Genomic DNA, 22381 nt, shown 5'->3' with positions numbered 1-22381 from the left:
ACCGTTGCCACCGGCGAGGTTGGTGGCAGCATCACGACTCACCCCTCACTCACCAGCCACAGGGTGCGGTAGGGGGCGAGGCTCTCCACCGGCGCCCAGGGCCCATTCTCCAGCAGGTCGAACCACTTCCCCTCGGCCAGCGCCGCCACCTCCAGCGGTTGGCGCTGGTCGCTGACGTTGTGGATCGCCAGCAGGCGGCGGCCATCGTTCAGCGGGCCGCGCTCCACCACCAGCAGCCCCGGCGGGGCGGGGTGGACCTGCTGGGGGGCGTCGGGATGGAAGCAGGGCTCCGCCCGGCGCACGGCCAGGCGCCGCTTGAGGGCCAGGAAGACCTCTCGGGTCGGGGTGTGGCGGCTGTCGAGCAGCTCCTCGAGCTCGTTCAGGCGCCAGCGGCGGCGATTGATGGATCGCAGCCGGCCGCTGCGCTCCACGCCTTCCAGGTCGTTGGGGGTGGCGGTCAGGCAGTGCAGGTAGAGCGCCGGAATGCCCCGCAGAGCCAGCATCAGGTGCTGGCTGCAGAGGAAGCGCTCCACCTGCCAGGGGTCGGGGCCGCGCCGGGTGCCCCGCATGGCGTCGAACCAGGTGATGTTGATCTCGTAGGGCATGTCCGTGCCGTCGGCGCGCCTTCGCATGCTGACGAAGCCGCCGAAGCGGTGCATCAGCTCCAGCAGCGCCTCGATCTCGTGGGGGGGCAGCCAGCCTTCCAGGGGGCGCACGCCGATGCCGTCGTGGCTGGCGGTGAAGTTGAGGTAGCTGCACCCCGGCGGCAGCTCGGGCAGGCTCTCGAGCCAGTCGGCCAGCAGGGTGGCGTCGCCGGCGGTGAGGGTGTGCAGCAGCAGCGGCGGCAGCGAGAACTGGTAGACCAGGTGCGCCTCGTCGGGCTCCCTACCTTCTGCAAGACGTTCCAGACCAAAGTAGCTGAGGTTCTCGTGGTGGGGCACGTTGGTCTCGGTGAGCAGCAGGGTACCCGGCGCCACATGGTCCACCACGGCGCGCAGCAGGCGCACCACCTCGTGGGTCTGGGGCAGGTGGATGCAGGGGGTGCCTATCTCCTTCCAGAGGTAGGCGATGGCGTCGAGGCGGACGATGCGGGCGCCCTGGCTGAGGTAGAAGAGCAGGATGCCGATGAACTCCAGCAGCACGTCCGGATTGGCGAAGTTCAGGTCGATCTGGTCCTCGGAGAAGGTGGCCCAGAGGTGGCGGGTGCCGCGGCGGGTAGGCACCGGCACCAGCAGCGGCGAGCTGCGCGGGCGGACTACCGCCGAGAGGTCGGTCTCCGGGTCCATCTCGATAAAGAAGTCCCGCCCCGGCTGGCTGCCGGTCAGGTAGTCGACGAACCACAGCGACTCCCGCGAGACATGGTTGAGCACCAGGTCCACCGCCAGGTCGCGCCCCTTGGCCAGGGCGCGGATCTGCTCCCAGTCGCCCAGCGCCGGGTCCACCTCCCGGTAGTGGATCACCGAGAAGCCGTCGTCGCTGCTCCAGGGGAAGAAGGGCAGCAGGTGCACGCCGCTGAAGGTATCGGGCAGGCGCTCATCGAGGAAGTCCCCCAGCACCTCGAGGGGTGGGCGGTCGCCGTCGAGGAGGCTGTCGCCGTAGCCGATCAGCCACTGGTCCCGCTCGCTCCACAGCGGTGCGGGGGATTCACCCCGGGAGGGCGCCGGCGAGGGCGGTGCCTGATGGCCCAGCAGGGTGAGCAGGCGGCGCAGCACCTCCTCGGCGCGTTCGCCATACAGCAGGTCAAGGTGCGCCCGGGCGCGGCGGCGAAAGCCCTCGGCGTCCAGCGGCGTGGCGAGGGAGGGGGTGAAGATGGGGGAGGCGGTGGGGCGGTCGGGCATGGCGGGGCGCTCCGGGGGCTGGCGTTACCCCCTTTCATGCAGGGGGCGTGCCAGCCCTGCGGGGCCGTCAAAACAGGCTCATGCGCTTCATCACGCCGTCGCGGCGAATCAGCCAGTGGTAGAGGGCGCCGGCGATATGCAGGGCCACCAGGCCGAGGATCACCCAGCCCAGCCAGCCGTGCCAGCCGAACAGCCGCTCCGAGAGCGCCTCGTTCACCGGCACGATGCCGGGCAGGTGCCAGTGCAGGAACTGCACCGGAAAGTCGCCGCTGGCGGTGGCGGCCCAGCCCAGCAGCGGCTGGGCCAGCAGCACCAGGTAGAGCAGATGGTGCACCGCCGTGCTGAGGATGCGCTGGAAGGCGGGCAGTGGCGGCTCATGGTCGGGCACCACGTAGAGCAGCCGCGTGGCCAGGCGCAGGGTCATCAGCGCCAGCAGCGCCACGCCGAGGGACTTGTGGCCGGTGTAGAGAGCGTCGGTGCCGGCGCGGCCGAGCCGCTCCATGGCCCCCTCGAAGCCGAGGAAGCCCAGGGTCAGCCCGCTGGCCAGCGCCAGCAGCATCACGGCGGCCACCAGCCAGTGCAGCACGCGGTGGGGGTAGGCATAGCGGTCCGTTTCTGACCGTTCCATCTCTGACATCGAGGTCTCCTGGGCATCGAGGGGGCAACCGCTACAGCCTAGCCAAACTCACCGTTGAGAGCCGTTTTCCGGCCCGCGAGCATCGTGGCTCCCCTGCATATGCAGGGGGCGCCGCCGCCGAGCCTCGCTACACTGGGTGCTGTCGGCAACGTGGAGGGGGCAGGATGACGATCGGTGTGCAGCGAAAGCTGGGGCTGCTGCTGGGGCTGGGGCTGATGGCCCTGTCCTGGTGGCTGGTGACCGCGGGGCTGGAGCGCCTCGGCGAGGCGCGGCAGTGGCAGCGGCTCAACGTCAGCGCCGCAACGGCGCTGCTGGAAGGCCCCTATCGCCTGCAGGTGGAGACCCGTCCGGAGCGGTCGAGTGTCACTGCCCCCTACTCCGGCGAGCGGGTGCTCTGGGTGGAGTATCGGCGCGAACGCCGCGTGCGGGATGGCGATTCCCGCCGCTGGCGTACCACGGATCACGGGTATCGTAGCGTGGCGGTGCTGCCCGTAGCGGACGCCATCAGCGGTCGGTCGCTCGCCCTGATGCCCGGGGTGGGGGCTCATCCCGACAGCAGCGTCAGGCTGGCCGACGACCCGCCCGGCGACTGGCGGATTCCGCAGAGCCACTATAACCGCTCGGGCAATATCCGCACCCGCGAGTGGGCGATACCGGCAGACGCCCCCATGGCGCTGGAGCTGGTGGCCGAATATCGCGGCGAGGATAGTGTCGTGCCCCACGCCCGTGATCGCCACGGCATTCCCGGCACCGTGACGCCTGCCGGTGCGCTGGAGCAGGCCGGCGGTGAGCGCGGCCTCCAGGGTGCGGCGCTGCTCGGCGCCGGCGTGCTGGCGGTGTCGCTGGGCGCCGGGCTGGTGCTGGTAGGGGTTGGCGTGCACACCTTCTGGCTGTATGCCAGCGTGCTGATGGTGCTGATCAGCGGCCAGCTGCTGCTGATGGGCGCCAACGACATGCGCCGCGAGTGGCAGGGGGCCGCCGAGCTGCTGGAGCGGCGCGTGGAGGCGTGGCGGCCCCTGGCGGAATCGTCGCAGGGCGAGGCGGTCCTGGCCGACCTGCACGCTCTGGGCGAGCAGATGCAGGCCAGCGCCGGCGGCTGGCTGGACCGGCGCATGGCACGACTGGCGGTGGCTGACGCCCTGGCGGCGCTGCCGGAACCCTCCGGCGAGGCGCAGCGGCCGACCCCCGACGTGGCGGCGGCCCCCCTGCGCTTCTCGCTGTGGATGTGGGCGCTGGTCCTGATGGCGGGGGGCGCCGGCGGTTTCGGCCTGTGGCGCGGCCTGAACGCCATTCGCATCAAGCGCCTGATCGATAACCTGCCGCTCAACCGCTCCGGCCGGGTCAGCTACGGCCTGGTCAAGAAGGTAGGGCGCCTCGAGTGTGCCGGCGAGGCACCGCTTACCACCCCCTACACGGGGGTTAAGGATGTGGTGGCCTATCGCTATCTGGTGGAGCGCTACAAGGGCAAGGGCAAGAAGGGGCGGTGGGAGCAGGTCTCGGAGCGCCTGGCCCTGCCGCCGGCGCGCATCGTCGGGGAGCCGCCCGGAGAGGGCGAGGCGCCCGAACAGACGCCGGTGGCGCTGAGAGGGGCAGAGATTCGCTATCGGCATCGGCGCTGTCAGGAGGTGCGCGAGAACGGCGAGCGCTACCGGCATACCGAAAGCTGGCTGCAGCAGGGCGACCCGGTGCTGGTGGTCGGCCACGCGGGGCTCAATCCCGACGCGCCTGGCACCCTGCAGATCCAGCAGGAGCCGGGGCAGCCTTTCCTGGTCGCCGAGCCCGACGAGTCGCACCTCTACCTGCGCCGCGCCGGCGCCGGGTTTTCGCTGATCGCCGCTGGCCTGGGGCTGCTGCTCGGCGCGCTGATGGGGCTGCTGGTGATGGGCGGCAGCCTGACGGCGGATCACCTGGTGCTGCTCGCCACCTTGCCCCCTCTGCTGATGCTGGGCTGCGCGGCGGTACTGCACTATAACGATCTGGTCTATCTGCGCCATGCGGTGACCCGGCAGCGCCAGCATGTCTGGACCCAGCTGCAGGCCCGCGCCGACCTCTGGGAGAACCTGCTGGGGCTGGCCAGAGGGTATCTGGAACACGAGCGCAAGCTGCTCGCCTGGCTCGCGGAGCGGCGCGACGCGAGTCCCGACATGGCGTCGCTGCCCGAGCAGCTCGAGCACGACCGCCATGCCCTGGCCGGCCTGCAGGCCCGGGCCGAGGCCTATCCCGAGCTGCGCGGCCATGAGGTGATGGGGGATCTGATGGAGCGCATGGAAGCCACGGAGAACTACCTGGCCTTCCTGCGGGACGCCTACCTGGCAAGCATCGAGCGCTACAACGCGCGCATCGCCTCCTTCCCGGATCTGCTCCTGGCAGGGCCCGGTGGTTTCCGGCGAGAGGCGCCCAGCCTGGCAGCGGTATAGCGCATCACGCCGGCCCCAGGGCCGGCGTGATGGTTCACGAGCTTGTCGTCGCTTGCGCAGACAGCGCCCTATACCTCCTGGTAGAGCCTGCTGCCGGTGTGGCGGAACTTCTCCGCCTGCTCCTCCATGCCGCGCTTTACCACCTCGGCGTCGCTCTCGAGGCCCTGCTCGGCAGTACGGTCCCGGTAAGTGTCGCGCACCTCCTGGCTGATCTTCATGGAGCAGAACTTGGGGCCGCACATGGAGCAGAAGTGGGCCACCTTGGCGGAGTCCTTGGGCAGGGTCTCGTCGTGGTACTCCCGGGCGGTGTCCGGGTCCAGGCCGAGGTTGAACTGGTCCTCCCAGCGGAACTCGAAGCGCGCCTTGGAGAGTGCGTTGTCGCGGCGCTGGGCGGCCGGGTGGCCCTTGGCGAGGTCCGCGGCGTGGGCGGCGATCTTGTAGGTGATGATGCCGGTCTTGACGTCGTCCTTGTTGGGCAGGCCCAGGTGCTCCTTGGGGGTCACGTAGCAGAGCATGGCGCAGCCGAACCAGCCGATCATCGCCGCGCCGATGCCGGAGGTGATGTGGTCGTAGCCCGGGGCGATGTCGGTGGTCAGCGGGCCCAGGGTATAGAAGGGCGCCTCGTGGCACGCCTCGAGCTGCTTGTCCATGTTCTCCTTGATCAGGTGCATCGGCACATGGCCTGGCCCCTCGATCATCACCTGGACATCGTGCTTCCAGGCGATCCTGGTCAGCTCACCCAGGGTCTCCAGCTCGGCGAACTGGGCCTCGTCGTTGGCATCGGCCACCGAGCCCGGGCGCAGGCCGTCGCCCAGCGAAAACGCCACGTCGTAGCGCTTGCAGATCTCGCAGATCTCCTCGAAGTGCTCGTAGAGGAAGCTCTCCCGGTGATGGTAGAGGCACCACTTGGCCATGATCGAGCCGCCGCGGGAGACGATGCCGGTGACCCGCTTGGCGGTGAGCGGCACATAGCGCAGCAGCACGCCTGCATGGATGGTGAAGTAGTCCACCCCCTGCTCGGCCTGCTCGATCAGGGTGTCGCGGAACACCTCCCAGGTGAGGTCCTCGGCCACGCCGTTGACCTTCTCCAGCGCCTGGTAGATGGGTACGGTGCCGATGGGCACCGGCGAGTTGCGGATGATCCACTCCCGGGTTTCGTGGATGTTTTGCCCGGTGGAGAGATCCATGACGGTGTCCGAGCCCCAGCGGATGCCCCAGGTCATCTTGTCGACCTCCTCTTCGATGGAGGAGGTGACCGCCGAGTTGCCCAGGTTGCCGTTGATCTTCACCAGGAAGTTGCGGCCGATGATCATCGGCTCGGATTCCGGGTGATTGATGTTGCAGGGGATGATCGCCCGGCCCTCGGCCACCTCGCGGCGCACGAACTCAGGCGTGATCTCCTCGGGCAGGCGGGCGCCGAAGCCCTGGCCGGGGTGCTGGTGGCCCAGAATCCGCTCGACCTCCTCGTTACCCAAGGCCTGCCGGCGCTGGTTCTCGCGGATGGCGATGAACTCCATCTCCGGGGTGATGATCCCCTGGCGCGCATAGTGAAGCTGAGTGACGTTCTTGCCTTCTTTCGCGCGCCTTGGGGTGCGGGTCAGGTCGAAGCGCAGCTGGGCCAGCGTCGGGTCGTTGGCGCGGCGCCGGCCGTACTCCGAGGTGGGGCCGTCGAGGAACTCGGTGTCGCCGCGCTCCTCGATCCAGGCCCGGCGCAGCTCGGGCAGGCCGCGGCGCAGGTCGATCTCGGCTTCCGGGTCGGTGTAGGGGCCGGAGGTATCGTAGACCAGCAGCGGCGGATTCTCCTCATCGGCACCGGAGGTCTTCGTCGGCGAGAGGCTGATCTCGCGGAAGGGCACGCGGATGTCCGGGCGCGAGCCCTCGACGTAGACCTTGCGCGAGCCGGGCAGCGGCTGAATGGCGGCCTCGTCGACCTTGGCGGTCTCGGCGAGGAAGTGGGCGGTCTTGCTCATGGTGTCGGTCTCCCCAGGGGGTTGTGGTGTTGTCAGGGAGGACAGGCGGGAGGGACAGGGGCCGCCGGGCAGGGGCCGGGCGGCGTGTCGCTTGATCCCTACGCTGGTCCTAGCCAGTTCAGGTTCAACGGGATCCATGCTTGGACGCACGATCTCAGCCGTCGATAACGGCACCCCGTCAAGCGAGTGGTCGGGTGACCTTGCGATCACCAGTGTGACGCGGCCCGCCGGCCTGACCAGAGCCAGCGGGCACATGATGATGGGGCCAGAGCGTCAGTCGGCGCGGTCCAGCCCCATCTGCCAGAAGTCGATCTCGAGCCGTGTGGCGTCGCGAAAGACCTGGGTAAGCTCGGCGAAGCGCGCCGGGGTGACATCCTTCAGGCGGGCGTCGAGCCAGGCCTCCTCGGCGCGGCGGGCGGCCTGGAACTCCTCGCTCTCGTACATGGCGATCCAGGCCTCAAAGGGGTTGGCGTCGCCGCGCACGGTGCCAGGCCGGGCGTTGATCCAGTCGGCGATCTCGCCGTAGCCGACCAGGCAAGGAGCCAGGGCCACGTGCAGATCGAGCAGGTCGCCGCGGTTGCCGGTATCCAGCACGTAGCGGGTGTAGGCCATGGTGGCCCGAGCCTCGGGCAGCGCGGCAAGGTCCGCTTCGCTGATGCCCCATTCCTGGCAGAAGCCCACGTGAAGGCCCAGCTCCAGGTCGACGATGGCCTTGAGGCCCTCATGGGCCTGGCGCAGGTCGTCCAGGGTGCGGCTCTTGTAGGCGGCCAGGGCGTAGGCCCGGGCGAAGTGAATCAGGAAGAGGTAGTCCTGCTTCAGGTAGTGGCGAAAGGCGCCCTCCTCGAGGGTGCCCTCGGCCAGGCCGCGCACGAAGTCGTGTTCGATATAGGCGCGCCAGTCGTCCTGGCAGGCGGCGGTGAGATCGCTGAAGCGGTAGCCCATGATCTTCTCCGGAGACGAGTGACGATCCGGAGTGGGGGCGAGGGAGGGGGCCTGTAAGCAGCGGGCTACGCGAGGGTAGCCGAGGGGAGGCCGCCGCTTGATTCCTACGCCGGTACTAACCGGATCAGGTTCAACGGGCCCCGCCGTGACGACGGCTCACTCTGAGCAAGCAGTGTCGTATGGCGATCTCAGCCGGTTCCACCGGCACCCCGTCAAGCGAAGGCCCACTCTAGCAGGCCAGGATGTTTTTGCCAGCCCCGAGGCTTATCGGTGTTGGTAGAGCCAGCGCACGTCCACGGCGAAGGAGAGGGTGAGCCCCGCCAGGGCGGTGGCGGCCAGCCAGACGGCGAGCGCGCCGGGCGTGGCCGGCAGCAGGGCGAGCATCAGCGCCGCCACCTGCCAGACGCACACCGCCTTGCGGCGCAGGCTGTCGGGAAGCTCGCCGGCGAGCCAGGCCCAGCGCCAGCTCGCCGCCACGAAGGCGTAGCGCATGGCGCCGATGGCCAGCACCCAGGGGCCGGCCCGGCCGAGCAGCAGCAGCGCCAGGCAGAGCACCAGTATGAAGAAGGCGTCGAGCTCCATGTCGAAGCGGGCCCCCAGGGCGCTGGCGCTGCCGGTGCGGCGGGCTACCCAGCCGTCCACCCCGTCCAGCGCCAGGGCGACCAGCGCCGCGCCGAAGAGCCATTCGCCGCGGTCGGTCAGCAGGGCCGGGGCCGCCAGGGTGCCGGCCAGCAGCGCCACCAGCACCCCCCGCGCCAGGGTAACCCGGTTGGCCGGGCCCAAACTCGTTCGGGGCCAGGCGCCTCGCCTCAGCCCTCGCCACAGCAGGGCCGCCATGCCCAGGTAGGTCACGGAGGCCAGCGCCGCCACCCAGGGGAGGGGGGCGCCGGCTGCCTGGTCCGCCGGCAGCCCCAGCAGTGCAAGCAGACTCAGCAGAGCGATGCCCCCCAGGGCCAGCTCCAGGGCCAGGCGCCACGGCCGCGTGGTGCTGGCGGAAGCGAGGGGGGGCGGGGCAAGAGGCAAGGGCATCAGGGGCTCCCGGGGCGTCCATCATGGTAGCGCGGCATTGCCGCTATGCTGAGCCAGAGTGGCTCATGGTGATTACCCTAGCAGTCGGCCGCGAGGAGGGCCGCCGACGCCGATAGGGTTGTTCATTGGAAGGAAAATGTACCATTATTGTAGAAGTATTTCCGTTCCCACTCTCGCTGGAGCCTTCATGACGGTCGACACTGCCACTGCCTTCTGGAACCTGGCGCCCGGTCACGGTGAACTGCGCGAGGAGCCGCTGCCCGCCCTCGGCGAGGGAGAGGTGCGGGTCAGGGCCCTCTATGGCGCCGTCAGCCGCGGCACCGAGGCGCTGGTGTTCCAGGGGCGTGTGCCCGAGAGCGAGTGGCAGCGCATGCGCGCGCCCTTCCAGGCCGGTGATTTTCCCTGGCCGGTGAAATACGGCTACGTCAGCGTCGGGGTGGTCGAGGCCGGCCCCGAGTCGCTGCTGGGCCGCGAGGTGTTCTGCCTCCACCCCCATCAGGATCGCTACCTGGTGCCCGCGGCGGCGGTCACGCCCCTGCCGGCGGGGCTGCCCGCCGCCCGGGCGGTGCTTGCCGCCAATCTGGAAACCGCCCTCAACGGCTGCTGGGATGCCGCGCCGCGCCTCGGCGACCGCATCGTGGTGATCGGTGCCGGCGTGGTGGGCGCCCTGGTGGCCTGGCTCTGTGCGGCGATTCCCGGCACCCGGGTCTGTCTGGTGGATGTCTCGCCGGAGCGGGCCGAGCTCGCCCGCGCCCTGGGCCTCGACTTCCGCCTGCCCGACCGGGCGCCGGCCGACAACGATCTGGTGATCCACGCCAGCGGCAACCCCGAGGGGCTCCGCCAGGCGCTGGCGCTGGCCGGCGACGAGGCGCGGGTGGTGGAGATGAGCTGGTACGGCGATCGCGAGGCGACCCTGCCCCTGGGCGAGGCCTTCCACTCCCGGCGGCTCAAGCTGATCAGTAGCCAGGTGGGCCGCCTGCCCGCCGAATGCATGCCGCGCTGGGACCACCGCCGCCGCCTTTCGCTGGCGCTCGAGCTGCTGCGCGACCCCTGCCTCGATGCGCTGATCAGCGGCGAGAGCGATTTCTCGGAGCTGCCCATTCTCATGCCGCGCCTCGCCGCCGGGGCGGGCGAGGTGCTCTGCCACCGCCTGCGCTACTCGACGCCCGACTGACTGACACCCGACCGATTCGACGCCCAACCGACTGGAGCCCTGACATGTACCGACTCACCGTCCGCGACCACTTCATGATCGCCCACAGCTTCCGCGGCGAGGTCTTCGGGCCCGCCCAGCGCACCCACGGCGCCACCTATGTGGTGGATGTCACCTTCCAGCGCCGCGAGCTCGACGACCACGACCTGGTAATCGATATCGGCCTGGCCGGCGAGGCGCTCAAGGCGGTGCTCGGCGAGTTCAACTTCCAGAACCTCGATGAGCTGCCGGAGTTCCAGGGGCGCAACACCACCACCGAGTTCATGGCTCGGGTGATCTTCGAGCGCCTGGCCGCCGCGATCCAGCGCGGCCAGCTGGGGGAGAGCGCCGGCGGGCTCGAGGCCATGACCGTGACCCTTCACGAGTCCCATATCGCCTGGGCGAGCTACGAGGGGAGCCTCTGATGGCGAGCCCCCTGACGCTGATCGTGGCCGGCGATCCGGATCAGCTGACTGGCGGCTACCTCTACGATGCGCGCATCGCGGCGGCGCTGCGGGCCCGAGGCCAGGCCGTCGAGGTGGTGGGGCTCGAGGGGCGCTTTCCCCTGCCCGACGAACGTGCCCGGCGCAGCATGGACCGGGCGCTGGCGGCGCTGCCGGACGGTGCCCGGGTGGTAATCGACGGCCTTGCCATGGGCGGGCTCCCCGACGTGATCGCCCCCCACGCCGATCGCCTGGCGATCATCGCCCTGGTGCACCACCCGCTGGCCGACGAGACCGGCCTCGATGAGGCGACCCGCCAGCAGCTGTTCGACAGCGAGACCCGCGCCCTGGCGCTGGCGCGTCGGGTGATCGTTACTAGCCCCTTTACCGCCCGCGGCCTCGAGCGCTTCGGCGTGGCGGCCGAGCGGCTCGCCGTGGTCGAGCCCGGCGTGGAGCCGGCCCCGCTGGCCGCCAGCGCTCTGGACCTTGAATCCCCGGGCCCCCGGCGGCTGCTCTGCGTGGCGGCCCTGGTCCCGCGCAAGGGCCACGATCTGCTGCTGGAGGCGCTCTCTGGCTTGCGGGAGCACGACTGGACCCTGGAGGCCATCGGCAGCCATGCGCGAGACCCGGATCACGCCGCCCGGCTGTTCGACGCCACACGCCGTTATGGTCTCGAGGAGCGGATCGACTGGGCCGGGGAGCGCAGTGCCACCGAGCTGGCCGCCGCCTACCACCGGGCGGAACTTTTCGTGCTGCCCTCGCGCTACGAGGGCTACGGCATGGTGGTCACCGAGGCGCTCTCTCGAGGGGTGCCGGTGCTGACCACCACCGGCGGCGCCCTGGCCGATACCCTGCCGCCGGCGGCCGGCCTGGCCGTGCCCCCGGACGATGCCGCTGCGCTGCGCGATGCCCTGGCCGCCTGGCTCGACGACGCCGAGCTGCGCCGCCGCCGCCGCCGCGGGGCCTGCGCGGCCCGGCGGTCCTTGGTCGACTGGCAGCAGGCCGGCGACCGCTTCCGGGCCGCCCTGGAGGAGCCGACTCCATCGGCGCTGTCCGCCCATGCCCGAGCCGAGGAGAGTCCGCCATGACGGCCCCCGAACCCGCCCGACCCGACGCCGCGGCCATACCCCCAGCCGAGCGCTTCAGCGCCGACTGGCTCTCCCGCCGCGAGGCGCTGGATGCCCGCTCTCGCAGCCACTGCCTGACCGGGCTCGCCGCTGACTGGCTCTCCCGTCGGCCCAGGGCGCCTAGTGCCCCGCATGAGATCGTCGATCTGGGCTGCGGCAGCGGCAGCAACCTGCGCTTCCTGGCGCCCCGGCTGCCCGGGCCCCAGCGCTGGCGGCTGGTGGACCATGATTCGACGCTGCTGGCCCTGGCCCGCCGGCACGGGGCGACCCTGCACGACGCGGCGGGCGGTCGGCTCGTCATCGAGGCCTGCTGCCGGGACCTCTCGCCGGTTGACGCTGGCCTGCTGGCGGGGGGCGAGCTGGTGGTGGCCTCGGCGCTCTTCGACCTGGTCTCGCGTCCCTGGGCCGAGGCGCTGGTGGCGGCCGCGGCCGTGCGCCGCCAGGCGCTGCTCTTCACCCTCAGCGTGGACGGCGACTGGGCCTTTCTCGACGCCTCGGGCGCGCGGATAGAGGACGAGGAGGATAGCGTGGTCCGCGGGCTCTTCCAGGCCCACCAGCGCCGCGACAAGGGGCTGGGCCCGGCGCTGGGAGGCGACGCGCCCGCCGTGCTGGCCGCGGCCATGGGGGCGGCCGGTTACCGGGTCGAGAGTGCCGCCACCCCCTGGCATCTGGCCGCCGGCGAGGCGGTGAGATTCCCCCTGGCCGAATCGCTGGTGCAGGGCTGGCACGACGCCGCCCTGGAGCAGGCCCCGGAGGAGCAGGCGAGCCTCGAGCGCTGGCGCCTGCGCCGGCTGGCGGGCCTCGCATCGGGCAAGCTGGGGCTGACCGTCGGCCATCGCGACCTGCTGGCCCTGCCGGCCGGGGGCGTCTGAGCATGCCTTTTCCCCGGCGAGGGCCCCGCTGGGTGTCCCGCCGAGCGCTGCGCCCGCTGGCCGGGCTGGCGCTGCTGGTCGGGCTCGCCTGGTGGCTGGAGCCGGCGACGATCCTCGCCCAGGTGCAGCGGCTCTCGCCGGGCTGGGCCCTGCTGGCCCTAGCGCTGACCCTGCCACCGCTCTTCCTCAGCGCCTGGCGCTGGCGGCTGACCGCCCGCCTGCTGGGGCTGCCGCTGGGCTTCCGTCGTGCCCTTCACGAGTACTACCTGGCGCTCTTCCTCAACCAGGTGCTGCCGGGCGGGGTGGCCGGCGATGCCGCCCGGGCCTGGCGCCACTCCCGGCAGAGCGGCCGTCGCGGCGGCGCCTGGCGGGCGGTGATCATCGAGCGCGCCTCGGGCCAGCTGGCCATGGCGCTGCTGACCCTGGCGGTGCTCGCCGCCTCGCCGCTCTGGCATGAGCTGATGGCGCGTGCCGTTCGGGGCCTGGCCGCCTCGGGCTGGCTGCTGGCCGGGATCGCGGGCCTGCTGCTGCTGATCCCGGCGGCCTGGCAGCTGGCCAGGTATCCGCCGGCGGCGCTGGCGGGCCTTGGCGGCGACCTGCGCCGCAGCCTGCTGGCCGCCTCGGTGTGGCCGAAGCAGCTTGGTGGGTCGCTGCTGGTGGTGATGAGCTACGCCCTGGTGTTCGTCTGCGCCGCCCGGGCGATCGGCGTCGAGCTGCCCCTGGCCACCCTGCTGGCGCTGGTGCCTCCGGTGCTGCTGGCGATGCTGATCCCGCTCACGCTGGCCGGCTGGGGCGTGCGCGAGGGGGCCGCGGCCCTGGTCTGGGCGCTGGCGGGGCTGCCGCCGGCCCAGGGCGTGGCGGTCTCAATGGCCTATGGAATCATCGTGCTGCTGGCCAGCCTGCCCGGCGGCCTGGTGCTGCTGCAGCGCAGGGCAGGCACCGCGAGGGGGAGCACCGGCCACGAGCCTGGCGGCTCAGGGCGTGTCGAGGTCGAGATCGAAGAGGGTGTCGTCGCCGCAGCGAAAGGTGCGCGAGGCGGGGCGGCGCGCCTCATCCAGGGTGGCGATGGGTGTCATGGCGAGCCCGGGCCGGCCGGAGCCGATCAGCAGCGGCGCCATCAGCAGGTGCAGTCGGTGGAGGACGCCGGCCTCGAGGAAGCGCGACACCGTGATGCCGCCGCCTTCGATCAGCACCCGCTCGAGGCCCCGGGCGGCCAGGGCGTCGAGCACCGCCGCGGGGGCGAAGCCGCCCTCGGCCAGGGGCAGCGCCAGGCGCGTCACATGGTGCCCCGCCGCGCCTTCCGGGCAGGCCCCCTCGCCGTGCAGGTGCAGGGTCGGCGCTTCCGGGTCGCGCAGCAGGAGACGATCCGGCGTCACCCGGCCGCGAGGGTCGAGGATCACCCGCACCGGGTGGGGTCCCGCCACATGGCGCACGGTCAGGCGCGGGTCGTCCTCGCTGGCGGTGCCGGCGCCGACCACCACGGCGTCCATCAGGGCGCGGAGCCGGTGAAGGTGCACCAGGCTCTCCGGCCCGTTGATGAAGTGGGAGTGGCCGCTCTCGGTGGCGATGCGCCCGTCCAGGCTCTGACCGAGCTGGGCGATGGCCAGCCGGCCGGGCCGGGTGGCCAGCGGGAAGAGGCAGTCGAGCAGCTCGCCGGCCGCCGGCGAGACGGAGCGTTCGGCCCGCCAGCCGGGGGGGGAGAGCGACAGGTCCGCCACCGCCGCCGTCACGGTGGCGGGATGGGCGGCATGCAGGAGGGCCTGCCAGGCCTCCGCGAGGGACAGCGTCGAGTCAATGGCGCCCATGGGGCCTCCTTCCGGGGAGCTGACCGCCATGATGCGCAGATCCGCGGCGAGACGCCAGGCATACGGATACCATCAGGAGAGAGCCATGCATCAGGTTGAACGCGCCATCTTCGATCTACGACGGGGGCTGCCGGTACTGGTGGTGGCCAAGGATACCCGGGTCCTGGTCCAGGCCATCGAGGGGGCCGCCGAGACGGCCGTCTCGCGCCTGGGCGAACTGGCCGGCACCACCCCGGCGCTGGTGCTGAGCCGGCATCGCCTGGCGATCCTCGGCGCGGGAGACGACGCCGAGGCTCGCCTGCCGCTGCCCGAGGGGCGGGTGCAGCGGCGCCTGGAGGCCCTGGCCTTTGGGGTTACGCCGGCGGCGAGCCTCGGCCAGGCGGGGCTGGAGGAGTGCTGCGCGGCCCTGGAGGCGGCGGGGCCGGCCGACCTGGCCGCCCTGGCACTGATGCGTCGGGCGCTGCTGATCCCCTCGGCGCTGGTGGCAAGGGTCGCCGAGTCCCGGGACGACGCGGTGACGCAGGCGGTGGCCGATGGCACCCTGCTGACGGTGGCGGCCGAGCAGGCGGCGCGCTGCCTGGACGGCGCCGGCGGCATGCTGCGCCGGGTCAGCGAGGCGCGGATTCCCCTGGTGGATGCCTTCGACTGCCGCTTCATCCTGTTCCGCGAACCCGACGGGCTGCGCGAGCACGTGGCGGTGGTGATCGGCGACCCGGCTCTCGAGGGGGCGGCGGTGCCGCTGCGCCTGCACTCCGCTTGCCTCACCGGCGATCTGTTCGGCAGCCTGCGCTGCGACTGCGGCGAGCAGCTGCGCAACGCCGTGGCCGAGATCGAGGCGCTGGGCGGCGGGGTGCTGCTCTACCTGGCCCAGGAGGGGCGCGGGATTGGCTTGGCCAACAAGCTGCGCGCCTACACCCTCCAGGATGGCGGGCTCGATACCCTGGACGCCGACCAGATCCTCGGCTTCGGCGAGGACGAGCGGCGCTACGGCGTGGCGGTGGACATGCTCGACGCCCTGGGTATCCGCCGGGTGCAGCTGATGACCAACAACCCCCTGAAGATGGCGGCCCTGGCCCAGGGCGGCATCGAGGTGGTGGAGCGCCAGGCGCTTTACGGCAGCCTCAACGACCACAACCACCGCTACCTGAGCGCCAAGGCGGAGCGCGCCGGTCACCTGCTCGACGAGGTCTTCCGGGCGCGGCGCTGAGGCGCCGGAAGAATCGCCTTCAGGGCCCGCCGCTGACCCGCTCGAGCCGCATCGCCCGTGTTTCCTGCAGTATCCGGGCGATGCGCCCGGCGTAGTGGGCCACCAGGCGGCTGCCCAGCGCCGCGGTGCCCAGATCGGCGTTGCCGACGACTCCCCCAGGATGCAGGTCCTCCGCCAGCCAGGCGAAGGCCGCTTCGCCCTCCGGGCCCAGCAGCTGGCCCTCGTCCGCCATGGCCTGGCCCCGGGAGATCGGGTGGTCCAGGTGCGCCAGGCGCACCTTGTGCGGGGCCAGGTGGCGCATCAGGGCGGTTTCGAGTGCTCCGCCGTGCAGCCCGTGGCGCAGCTCCTCGGCGGGTAGCGTCGCTTCCGGGAGGTCATCCGGTAGCGGCATGCGCATGTAGTGGACCTTGACCACCAGCAGGCCGTGGCGGCGGCGCAGCCGCAGGGCGGCAAGGTCCATCACCGCCTTGTTGCCGCCGTGGCTGTTGAGCCATATCAATCGCTGGAACCCGGCCCGGGCCACGGCCTCGCCGTGCGCCTCCATGGCGGCGATGGCGAGCTCCGGCGAGAGGCTGAGCGTACCGGGGAAACTCAGGTGCTCATCGCTGGCGCCCACCGCCAGGGAGGGCAGCTGCACCAGCGGGAAGCCCGCCGGCAGCTGGGCGAGGGCGGCCGCCAGCAGCCCCTCGCCGATGTCGAGATCGGTGGAGAGGGGCAGGTGGGCACCGTGCTGCTCGATGGCGCCGAGCGCCATCACCGCCACGCTCTCCTTTGGCAGGGCGGCAAGCTCGGGTGTCGTCAGGTCCTGCCAGCGGGGGAAGACGGGCGGGGTGTCGTGGCTCATGGGATTGGCTCCGCGGTCGAGGTGTCCGAAGGCGTGGGGCCGTCCGGGGTGGCCAGCCGCGCATAGAGGTCGCCGGAGGGGAGGCCGTCGGCGCCCGCCTCGAGCCAGGCGAGGGTAGCCTCCGCCGTGCGCCACTCGGGCCAGCGGAAGGCGCGTCGCTCCCCCTCGATGACGTTGAAGCGATAGTCACCCAGGGCGACCAGGCGTGTCACGCAGCGCTCGGCCACCTCCAGGGCGCCGGCCACGAACTCCACCGAGAGTCCCTCCAGGGGCGTGGAGAGCCCCGCCAGCACCTCGGCCTCGAACCCCTCCACGTCGATCTTGCAGAAGCGCGGCGTGCCGTGCTCGGCGATCAAGGCGTCCAGGGTGGTCACCGTCACGGGCTGGCCGCTCTCCCAGCGCACATCACGAAAGCCCGGGTTGCGCGCCCCGATGGTGTCGCGCCACTCCCGAGCGAGGGTGGAGACGGTGGGGTTGGCCTCGCTGACCGCCAGCTCCGCCTCGCCGGGGCAGGCGCCGGCGGCCGCGGGCAGCAGGGTGACGCCGATGCGCCCGCCCACCAGCCTCTCCAGGCAGCGGAAGAGCCCCGGCTGGGGCTCCAGGGCCACCACCCGGGCGCCCAGCGCCTGGAAGGCGGCGGTGCGGTCGCCCAGGTGGGCGCCCACGTCGAAGGCCAGGTCGCCGGGGCCGAGGAAGTCGGTGTAGAGGCGGCGCAGCGCGCGCTGCCGCCCGGGGCGCCAGTAGATGACCAGCGAGCGGGCGATGCCGAGGCCCTGGCGCAGGCGGGCCGGTAGGAGCAGGGCAGTCATCTTGATTCCTTGTGAAGGGATTGGGTGGGCATCTCTCCGGGGCACTCGGGGGGCGGTGGCCAAGGTGCCGGCGTATCGGTCTCGGCCGCGTCGTCAGCGACGAGATCGTGGCGTGCTTCCAGCAGCCCGGCATGGGCCTGGGGCTCCGGGGTGTCGAGCAGGCCCCGCCTCGCCAGCCATTCGCCAAGGCGGCGGCTGCCGCTGACGCGCACCAGCAGCGGCGACAGGGCCAGCCCCACCCAGACCGGAGCCAGCCAGGCGACCAGCATCGGTACCTGCCAGTGGACCAGCGCGATCCACACTCCCCCGAGCAGGGCGAAGGGGGCGGTGTGGCGCAGCGCCTCGCGCCAGGGCACGACCCGCCCCTCGCGCGCCTGGGCGCCCCAGTCGACGCTGGTGCCGGTCAGCACGCCGACCACGAAGGCGCTGTGGAAGGCCATCATGATCGGGGCCAGCAGAATGGCGGCGAGCCCCTCCAGCAGGGCGCTCATCACCAGGCGCGCTCGTCCGCCATAGCCGCCGGCGCGTCGCCCCAGGGCCAGCAGCAGCCCCAGCAGCTTGGGCAGCAGCAGCAGGGTGGCGGTCATCGCCAGCAGGGCGGCGATCAGCTCGGGGCGCGCCCGGGGCCAGAAGGGGAAGAGCTGCTCGCCATGGCCGAAGTAGGCGGGTTCGCTGCGGGCGATCAGCACCGCATCCAGGCTGCCGGCGAGCAGGATGGCGAGCCACAGCAGCGAGGAGACGAAGGCGGTGGCGCCGAGCAGGAAGTGCAGCCGACTCAGGCCGTGCAGGCCCGGCGACGCCAGCAGGCGCAGGTGCTGGAGGTTGCCCTGGGTCCAGCGCCGATCGCGCCGGGCATAGTCGAGCAGGTTGCCGGGCATCTCCTCGAAGCTGCCCGTCAGCCGGGTCTCCAGCTGCACCTCCCAGCCGGCCCGGCGCAGCAGGGCGGCCTCCACGAAGTCGTGACTCAAGATCTCGCCGCCCAGCGGCGGACGCCCGGGCAGGCGCGGCAGGCCGGCGTGGTCCATGAAGGCGCCCAGGCGCAGGATGGCGTTGTGCCCCCAGTAGTTGGCGGCGTCGCCCTGCCAGGCGCTCTGGCCGGCGGCCAGCATGGGGGCGTAGAGGCTGGCGGCGAACTGGGCCAGGCGGCCGAACAGGGTGTGCTGGCGCATCGGCAGCGGCACCGTCTGGATCAGCCCCACGCCGGGGCGGGCCTGCATGGCCCGTACCAGCCCGAGCAGCGTCTCGCCCTCCATGCGGCTGTCGGCGTCGAGCACCACCATGAAGTCGAAGGCCGCCCCCCAGCGGCGGCAGAACTCGGCGATATTGCCCGCCTTGCGCCCGGCATTGCCGGGGCGGCGCCGGTAGTGCAGGGCCAGGCGCCCCTCGAGGCGACCCTGGAGCCCGGCGATGGCGCGGGCCTCCGCCGCGGCGATGGCCGGGTCGGTGGTGTCGCTGAGCACGAAGAGCGTGAAGTGGTGCGCCTCCCCGGTGGCGATCAGCGATTCGGCGGTGGCCGAGAGGGTGGCGGCGACCTGGCTGGGGGACTCGTTGTGGATCGGCATGGCCAGCACGGTGCGCCGGGTGATCGGCAGGGTGCGCTCGGCGTCCACCCGCGGGCGGCGGGCCAGGGTCAGGGGGTCGCGGTCGGCGAGCAGCAGCAGAAAGCCGGCCACGGCGGTCCAGAAGCCCACGGCGATCCAGGCAAAGATGACGCTGAAGAGCGCAAGGATGCCCCACTGCAGCGGCGTGATGCCGCCGGGCTGCAGGATGTGCCACATCAGTCCTGCACCGATTAGGGTGGTGAGGGCGACGAGCACCGCCAGCAGGGCTCGACGGGCGGCCAGCCAGGGCAGCCGACCGCTGACGTCGCGCCCGCGCCGGGCGGCGAGTCTAGCGCTGCTCGTCGGGGTGCCAGACATGGTTCCAGGTCTCGCTGATGACCTTGTCGTGCAGGCGCAAATGCAGGCGCAGGTCGCTGGGTTGCCGGCCGTCGGGGTCGAGCCTGAAGGAGGCGCGCCAGCCCCGGCCATCCGGCAGGGGGCGCGCCTGCAGGTGGTGGATCTCGCCGCGGCTCGCCGTGAGCTCGGCCTCCACCGGCTGGTCGGGGGAGAGGCCCTCGAGCTCTCCGCCGGCGAAGTCGACCATGAAGTGGCGGCGGCTGCGCGGCGGCGGACTGGGATCGCCGGGCACCCCGCCCCAGCCCTGGCGGGTGCGCATGACCCTGGCCGGTGCCGCCGCGGCGGGCTCGGCGCCGAAGGTGTGGGTGCGGTAGCGCAGCTCGCGGCGCTCGCCGGCACGCAGAGGGATATCGCTGACCCAGAAGGCGACGATGTTGTCGTGGGTCTCGTCCGGCGCGGGGATCTCGACCAGCTGCACCCGCCCGGCTCCCCAGGGGGCCAGGGGCTCCACCCACTGGCTGGGGCGGCGATCATAGCGGGCCTCCAGATCCAGGTAGCGATCGAAGTCGCGCTCCCGCTGGGCCAGGCCGAAGCCTTCGGGGTCGTGGTCGAGCAGCGAGGAGACGCGCAGCGAGCGCGGGTTGGTGAGCGGCCGCCAGATCCACTCGCCGCGCCCGGTGTGCACCATCAGGCCGTCGGAGTCGTGCACTGCCGGGCGATGATCGTCCACGGCCCGAGGGGTGGTGTCGCCGTGGGCGAACATGCTGGTCAGCGGCGCCACGCCGAGCCGCTCCACGTCGCGGCGGGCGAAGAGCCGCGCGGTCACCTCCACCTGGATGTCGCGCCCCGGAGCGATGTCGAAGCGGTAGGCGCCGGCAAGCGAGGGGCTGTCGAGGAGTGCCAGTACCGTCATGCGGGTGGCCTCCGGGGCCGGGCGCACCAGCCAGAACTCGCGGAAGGCGGGGAACTCCTCGCCCCGGGGCAGGGCGGTGTCGATGGCCAGGCCCCGGGCGGAGAGGCCGTAGCCCTGGCCGCGGCCCACCAGGCGAAAATAGGAGGCGCCGAGGAACACCGCGAACTCGTCCTGGTAGTCGGCGCGATTGAGGGGGAAATGCAGCCGGAAGCCGGCGTGGCCGGCGCCGGTCAGGTCCCGCTCCGGCAGCTCGGCGGCCGCGTCGTCGTAGCGAAAGCGCGCGGCGTCGAAGTCCAGCGCGGTGACCTCGCCGTCCTCCACCATATGCAGCCGGACCGGCGATTCGAAGAGGAAGCCGGTGTGGAAGAGCTGCACCGAGAAGAGCCCCTCGTCGCTCCACAGGGCCGCCTCCGGGCGGAAGCGGATCTGGCGGTAGGTGTCGTAGTCGAGGTCGCGCAGCGCCTCGGGCAAGGCTCCCGTGCCGGGATCGTGGGGACGGCCGGCCAGCGCCTCGGCCCTTTCGGTGACGCGCTCGAAGAGCGCCTCGACCGCTTGGGGAGTCGTGGTCTCGGCGGCGGCCGGCAAAGCCGGTGAGAGTGCCAGCAGCAGCGCCATGGCCAGGCACGCCATCAGGCGAGGGTGTCGTCTCAGAGGCATCGTGTCTCTCCCGGGCTTCCTGGCTCGTTCTCGCAGACTCGCTCCTGCAGAACAGTGTCGTCACGGACGGTGGATCCTGCACGCGTGACGGAGTGGATCTTTGTGATGCAATCCTTGTACATGGTAAGTCATGCGTACACAATTTTCTCGTGCGCTACCCTGTCACAATATCCCCACCCTCGAGGAGCCTTACGCGATGCTGCGACTGCTGGGCCTTGCCGCCCTGCTCAACCTGCTGCTGCTGCTGCCCCTGTGGCTGCGCTTCGGGGGGATCGATACCCGCTGGATCGCCCTGGAGGCGGTGCTGCTGACGGCCCTGCTGGTGCTGCTGCCGGCGGGCCGACTGGGCTGGCTGCGCCCGCTGCTGACCCTGGGCGTACTGGTGGCGCTGCTCGCCGGTCTCGGCGATGCGGCCACCCACCTGGCCCTCGGGCGCTCGCTCAACCTCTATCTGGACCTGCCGCTGCTGCGCTCGGTATTCCATCTGCTGGAGGGCAACCTGGGCACTGCGGTGGCCTGGGCCGCCTCCCTCGGGGCCCTGCTGCTGATCGCTCTCGCCGGCTGGGGGCTGAACCGTGGACTGCGCGCCGGCCAGCGGCACAGGCCCGGCGTCGCGGCATCGCTGGTGGCCGCCCTGCTGCTGTTGGCCAGTGGCACCCTGATGGCGGCCCAGTGGCACCACCAGCGCTGGCTGCCCGTGGCGCGGGCGCCGGCCATGGATACCCTGCGCTTCCAGGGACATCAGCTGGTCGAGACCCATCGCGCCCACCGCGACTTCGCCGCGCGCATGGCCGAGGCGCCCAGCCAGGCCACCGCGCTGCCGGGGCTCGCCGGGCGCGATGTGCTGCTGGTGTTCGTGGAGTCCTACGGGGAGTCGTCGGTGTTCGATCCACGTTTCGCCGAGGTGACCCTGCCGCGACTCGATGATATGGCCAGGCGCCTGGAGGGCGCCGGGCTCTCGGTAGCCACGGGCATGCTGGAGGCGCCGATCCGGGGCGGCCAGTCCTGGCTCGCCCACGCCAGCACCCTGAGCGGCCTGCGGATCGACAACTCGCTCTGGTACCGGCTGATGCTGGCAAGCGAGAGACCCACCCTGGTGGATGACTTCCACGCCAGCGGCCACCGCAGCCTGACCGTGATGCCCGCCATCACCCTGGCCTGGCCGGAGGGGGAGGCCTATGGCTTCGACGAGATCCACGCCGCCGCCGACATCGACTATGCCGGGCCGCCCTTCAACTGGGTGACCATGCCCGACCAGTTCACCCTGCACCACTTCGAGCAGCGCATTCGCCGACCGGCCGAGGCGCCGCTCTTCGCCCAGATCGCTCTGATCTCGAGCCACGCGCCCTGGACCCCGATCCTGCCGGTGGTCGATGATTGGGATGCGATAGGGGACGGCAGCCTCTTCACGCAGTGGGAGGGTGCCGGCATTCCGCCCGATGAGCTGTGGCAGGATCTGGACCGGGTGCGGGAGCACTATGCACTCTCGGTGGACTACTCGCTTGAGGTCAGCGCCCGCTGGGCGGCGGACTACCTGGGGGATGAGGCCCTGCTGATCCTCCTGGGCGACCACCAGGCCGCGCCGCTGATCATCGGCGAGGAGGCGGGCTTTGGGGTGCCGGTGCATGTGATCAGCGCAGACCCTTCCCTGCTCGAGCCCTTCCTGACCCGCGGCTTCGTGCCCGGCATGCTGCCCGAGCCGGGCCCCGCCACCCACGGCCTGGACGCCCTGCGCGGCTGGTTGCATGAGGACTTTGGCACGCCCTGAGGCAGGCGGAGGT

General features: G+C 71.7%; 17 protein-coding genes, 1 pseudogene and 2 riboswitches. Of the genes and pseudogenes, 8 read left to right on the top strand and 10 right to left on the bottom strand.

Translation table 11 applies throughout. The features are described 5' to 3' along the window. Positions 1-38 precede the first annotated feature (38 nt). Together NHL60_RS13645 and NHL60_RS13640 are read right to left on the bottom strand one after the other, a co-directional pair. On the bottom strand, positions 39-1838 hold the full coding sequence (locus NHL60_RS13645) for a sugar phosphorylase (protein ID WP_253444381.1): 1800 nt from the start codon (positions 1836-1838) through the stop codon (positions 39-41). 67 nt (positions 1839-1905) lie between these two features. After that, a complete protein-coding gene (locus NHL60_RS13640; protein ID WP_253444378.1) occupies positions 1906-2475 on the bottom strand; it encodes a cytochrome b in 570 nt (189 codons plus the stop codon). A 164-nt stretch (positions 2476-2639) separates the two neighbouring features. Here NHL60_RS13640 and NHL60_RS13635 point away from each other — a divergent pair, with 164 nt between their 5' ends. Next, positions 2640-4892: a LemA family protein gene (locus NHL60_RS13635; protein ID WP_253444375.1), complete on the top strand. Its 2253-nt coding sequence runs from the start codon at positions 2640-2642 to the stop codon at positions 4890-4892. A 68-nt stretch (positions 4893-4960) separates the two neighbouring features. Here the strand turns inward: NHL60_RS13635 and thiC are convergent, their stop codons facing one another. The 3 genes from thiC to NHL60_RS13620 form a co-directional block, all read right to left on the bottom strand. Beyond that, positions 4961-6862 carry a phosphomethylpyrimidine synthase ThiC gene (thiC, locus tag NHL60_RS13630; protein ID WP_253444372.1) on the bottom strand — a complete coding sequence of 634 codons (1902 nt, stop codon included), beginning with the start codon at positions 6860-6862 and terminating at the stop codon, positions 4961-4963. Positions 6863-6940: 78 nt separating this feature from the next. Next, positions 6941-7050, bottom strand: a riboswitch (TPP riboswitch). Between the two features lie 85 nt (positions 7051-7135). After that, entirely contained in the window at positions 7136-7804 is a 669-nt protein-coding gene (gene tenA, locus NHL60_RS13625; protein WP_253444369.1) for a thiaminase II, read from the bottom strand. A gap of 84 nt (positions 7805-7888) precedes the next feature. Beyond that, positions 7889-8026: riboswitch (TPP riboswitch) on the bottom strand. A 42-nt stretch (positions 8027-8068) separates the two neighbouring features. Continuing rightward, complete coding sequence (locus NHL60_RS13620; RefSeq protein WP_253444366.1) at positions 8069-8833, bottom strand: CDP-alcohol phosphatidyltransferase family protein; 765 nt, start codon at positions 8831-8833, stop codon at positions 8069-8071. 187 nt (positions 8834-9020) lie between these two features. On the opposite strand from NHL60_RS13620, the gene NHL60_RS13615 reads away from it, so the two are divergent. The 5 genes and pseudogenes from NHL60_RS13615 to NHL60_RS13595 form a co-directional block, all read left to right on the top strand. Beyond that, complete coding sequence (locus tag NHL60_RS13615) at positions 9021-10007, top strand: zinc-binding alcohol dehydrogenase (RefSeq protein WP_253444363.1); 987 nt, start codon at positions 9021-9023, stop codon at positions 10005-10007. 44 nt (positions 10008-10051) lie between these two features. Then, entirely contained in the window at positions 10052-10450 is a 399-nt protein-coding gene (locus NHL60_RS13610) for a 6-carboxytetrahydropterin synthase (RefSeq protein WP_253444360.1), read from the top strand. Next, positions 10450-11556, top strand: coding sequence for a glycosyltransferase family 4 protein (locus tag NHL60_RS13605; protein ID WP_253444357.1), 1107 nt, complete (start codon positions 10450-10452; stop codon positions 11554-11556). The genes NHL60_RS13610 and NHL60_RS13605 overlap by 1 nt, the downstream gene beginning before the upstream one ends. Beyond that, a complete protein-coding gene (locus NHL60_RS13600; RefSeq protein WP_253444354.1) occupies positions 11553-12467 on the top strand; it encodes a class I SAM-dependent methyltransferase in 915 nt (304 codons plus the stop codon). The genes NHL60_RS13605 and NHL60_RS13600 overlap by 4 nt, the downstream gene beginning before the upstream one ends. 2 nt (positions 12468-12469) lie before the next feature. Further along, positions 12470-13360 (top strand): annotated as a pseudogene (locus NHL60_RS13595) (YbhN family protein); the annotation flags it as partial. An 81-nt stretch (positions 13361-13441) separates the two neighbouring features. Here the strand turns inward: NHL60_RS13595 and NHL60_RS13590 are convergent. After that, positions 13442-14272: a RibD family protein gene (locus NHL60_RS13590; protein WP_253452202.1), complete on the bottom strand. Its 831-nt coding sequence runs from the start codon at positions 14270-14272 to the stop codon at positions 13442-13444. 85 nt (positions 14273-14357) lie between these two features. Between NHL60_RS13590 and NHL60_RS13585 the strand changes: the two genes are divergently transcribed. Next, positions 14358-15479, top strand: coding sequence for a GTP cyclohydrolase II (locus tag NHL60_RS13585; protein WP_253444351.1), 1122 nt, complete (start codon positions 14358-14360; stop codon positions 15477-15479). A gap of 19 nt (positions 15480-15498) precedes the next feature. On the opposite strand, the gene NHL60_RS13580 is transcribed toward NHL60_RS13585, so the two are convergent. The 4 genes from NHL60_RS13580 to NHL60_RS13565 are packed head-to-tail and all read right to left on the bottom strand — an operon-like array spanning position 15499 to position 20600. Beyond that, positions 15499-16323: a creatininase family protein gene (locus tag NHL60_RS13580; RefSeq protein ID WP_253444348.1), complete on the bottom strand. Its 825-nt coding sequence runs from the start codon at positions 16321-16323 to the stop codon at positions 15499-15501. Then, positions 16320-17132 carry an FkbM family methyltransferase gene (locus NHL60_RS13575; protein WP_253444346.1) on the bottom strand — a complete coding sequence of 271 codons (813 nt, stop codon included), beginning with the start codon at positions 17130-17132 and terminating at the stop codon, positions 16320-16322. Before NHL60_RS13575 ends, NHL60_RS13580 begins: the two co-directional genes overlap by 4 nt. After that, positions 17129-19051 (bottom strand): glucans biosynthesis glucosyltransferase MdoH, encoded by a 1923-nt coding sequence (gene mdoH, locus NHL60_RS13570; protein ID WP_253444343.1) that lies wholly within the window; start codon positions 19049-19051, stop codon positions 17129-17131. The genes NHL60_RS13575 and mdoH overlap by 4 nt, the downstream gene beginning before the upstream one ends. Then, complete coding sequence (locus NHL60_RS13565) at positions 19023-20600, bottom strand: glucan biosynthesis protein (protein WP_253444340.1); 1578 nt, start codon at positions 20598-20600, stop codon at positions 19023-19025. The genes mdoH and NHL60_RS13565 overlap by 29 nt, the downstream gene beginning before the upstream one ends. Positions 20601-20796: 196 nt before the next feature. Here NHL60_RS13565 and NHL60_RS13560 point away from each other — a divergent pair, with 196 nt between their 5' ends. After that, on the top strand, positions 20797-22368 hold the full coding sequence (locus NHL60_RS13560) for an alkaline phosphatase (protein WP_253444337.1): 1572 nt from the start codon (positions 20797-20799) through the stop codon (positions 22366-22368). Positions 22369-22381: the final 13 nt, after the last annotated feature.

It is taken from the genome of Halomonas sp. Y3, assembly GCF_024137965.1.
Lineage (GTDB): Bacteria > Pseudomonadota > Gammaproteobacteria > Pseudomonadales > Halomonadaceae > Halomonas > Halomonas mongoliensis.
This window is presented reverse-complemented; position numbering and strand designations above follow the sequence as displayed.

Coding starts and splice junctions, on each gene's coding strand:
- NHL60_RS13580 (WP_253444348.1), bottom strand. CDS start 16,323: ATGAGCCACGACACCCCGCCCGTCTTCCCCCGCTGGCAGGACCTGACG.
- NHL60_RS13560 (WP_253444337.1), top strand. CDS start 20,797: ATGCTGCGACTGCTGGGCCTTGCCGCCCTGCTCAACCTGCTGCTGCTG.
- NHL60_RS13600 (WP_253444354.1), top strand. CDS start 11,553: ATGACGGCCCCCGAACCCGCCCGACCCGACGCCGCGGCCATACCCCCA.
- NHL60_RS13575 (WP_253444346.1), bottom strand. CDS start 17,132: ATGACTGCCCTGCTCCTACCGGCCCGCCTGCGCCAGGGCCTCGGCATC.
- NHL60_RS13585 (WP_253444351.1), top strand. CDS start 14,358: ATGCATCAGGTTGAACGCGCCATCTTCGATCTACGACGGGGGCTGCCG.
- NHL60_RS13605 (WP_253444357.1), top strand. CDS start 10,450: ATGGCGAGCCCCCTGACGCTGATCGTGGCCGGCGATCCGGATCAGCTG.
- mdoH (WP_253444343.1), bottom strand. CDS start 19,051: ATGTCTGGCACCCCGACGAGCAGCGCTAGACTCGCCGCCCGGCGCGGG.
- NHL60_RS13635 (WP_253444375.1), top strand. CDS start 2,640: ATGACGATCGGTGTGCAGCGAAAGCTGGGGCTGCTGCTGGGGCTGGGG.
- NHL60_RS13610 (WP_253444360.1), top strand. CDS start 10,052: ATGTACCGACTCACCGTCCGCGACCACTTCATGATCGCCCACAGCTTC.
- NHL60_RS13615 (WP_253444363.1), top strand. CDS start 9,021: ATGACGGTCGACACTGCCACTGCCTTCTGGAACCTGGCGCCCGGTCAC.
- NHL60_RS13590 (WP_253452202.1), bottom strand. CDS start 14,272: ATGGGCGCCATTGACTCGACGCTGTCCCTCGCGGAGGCCTGGCAGGCC.
- NHL60_RS13645 (WP_253444381.1), bottom strand. CDS start 1,838: ATGCCCGACCGCCCCACCGCCTCCCCCATCTTCACCCCCTCCCTCGCC.
- thiC (WP_253444372.1), bottom strand. CDS start 6,862: ATGAGCAAGACCGCCCACTTCCTCGCCGAGACCGCCAAGGTCGACGAG.
- tenA (WP_253444369.1), bottom strand. CDS start 7,804: ATGGGCTACCGCTTCAGCGATCTCACCGCCGCCTGCCAGGACGACTGG.
- NHL60_RS13620 (WP_253444366.1), bottom strand. CDS start 8,833: ATGCCCTTGCCTCTTGCCCCGCCCCCCCTCGCTTCCGCCAGCACCACG.
- NHL60_RS13565 (WP_253444340.1), bottom strand. CDS start 20,600: ATGCCTCTGAGACGACACCCTCGCCTGATGGCGTGCCTGGCCATGGCG.
- NHL60_RS13640 (WP_253444378.1), bottom strand. CDS start 2,475: ATGTCAGAGATGGAACGGTCAGAAACGGACCGCTATGCCTACCCCCAC.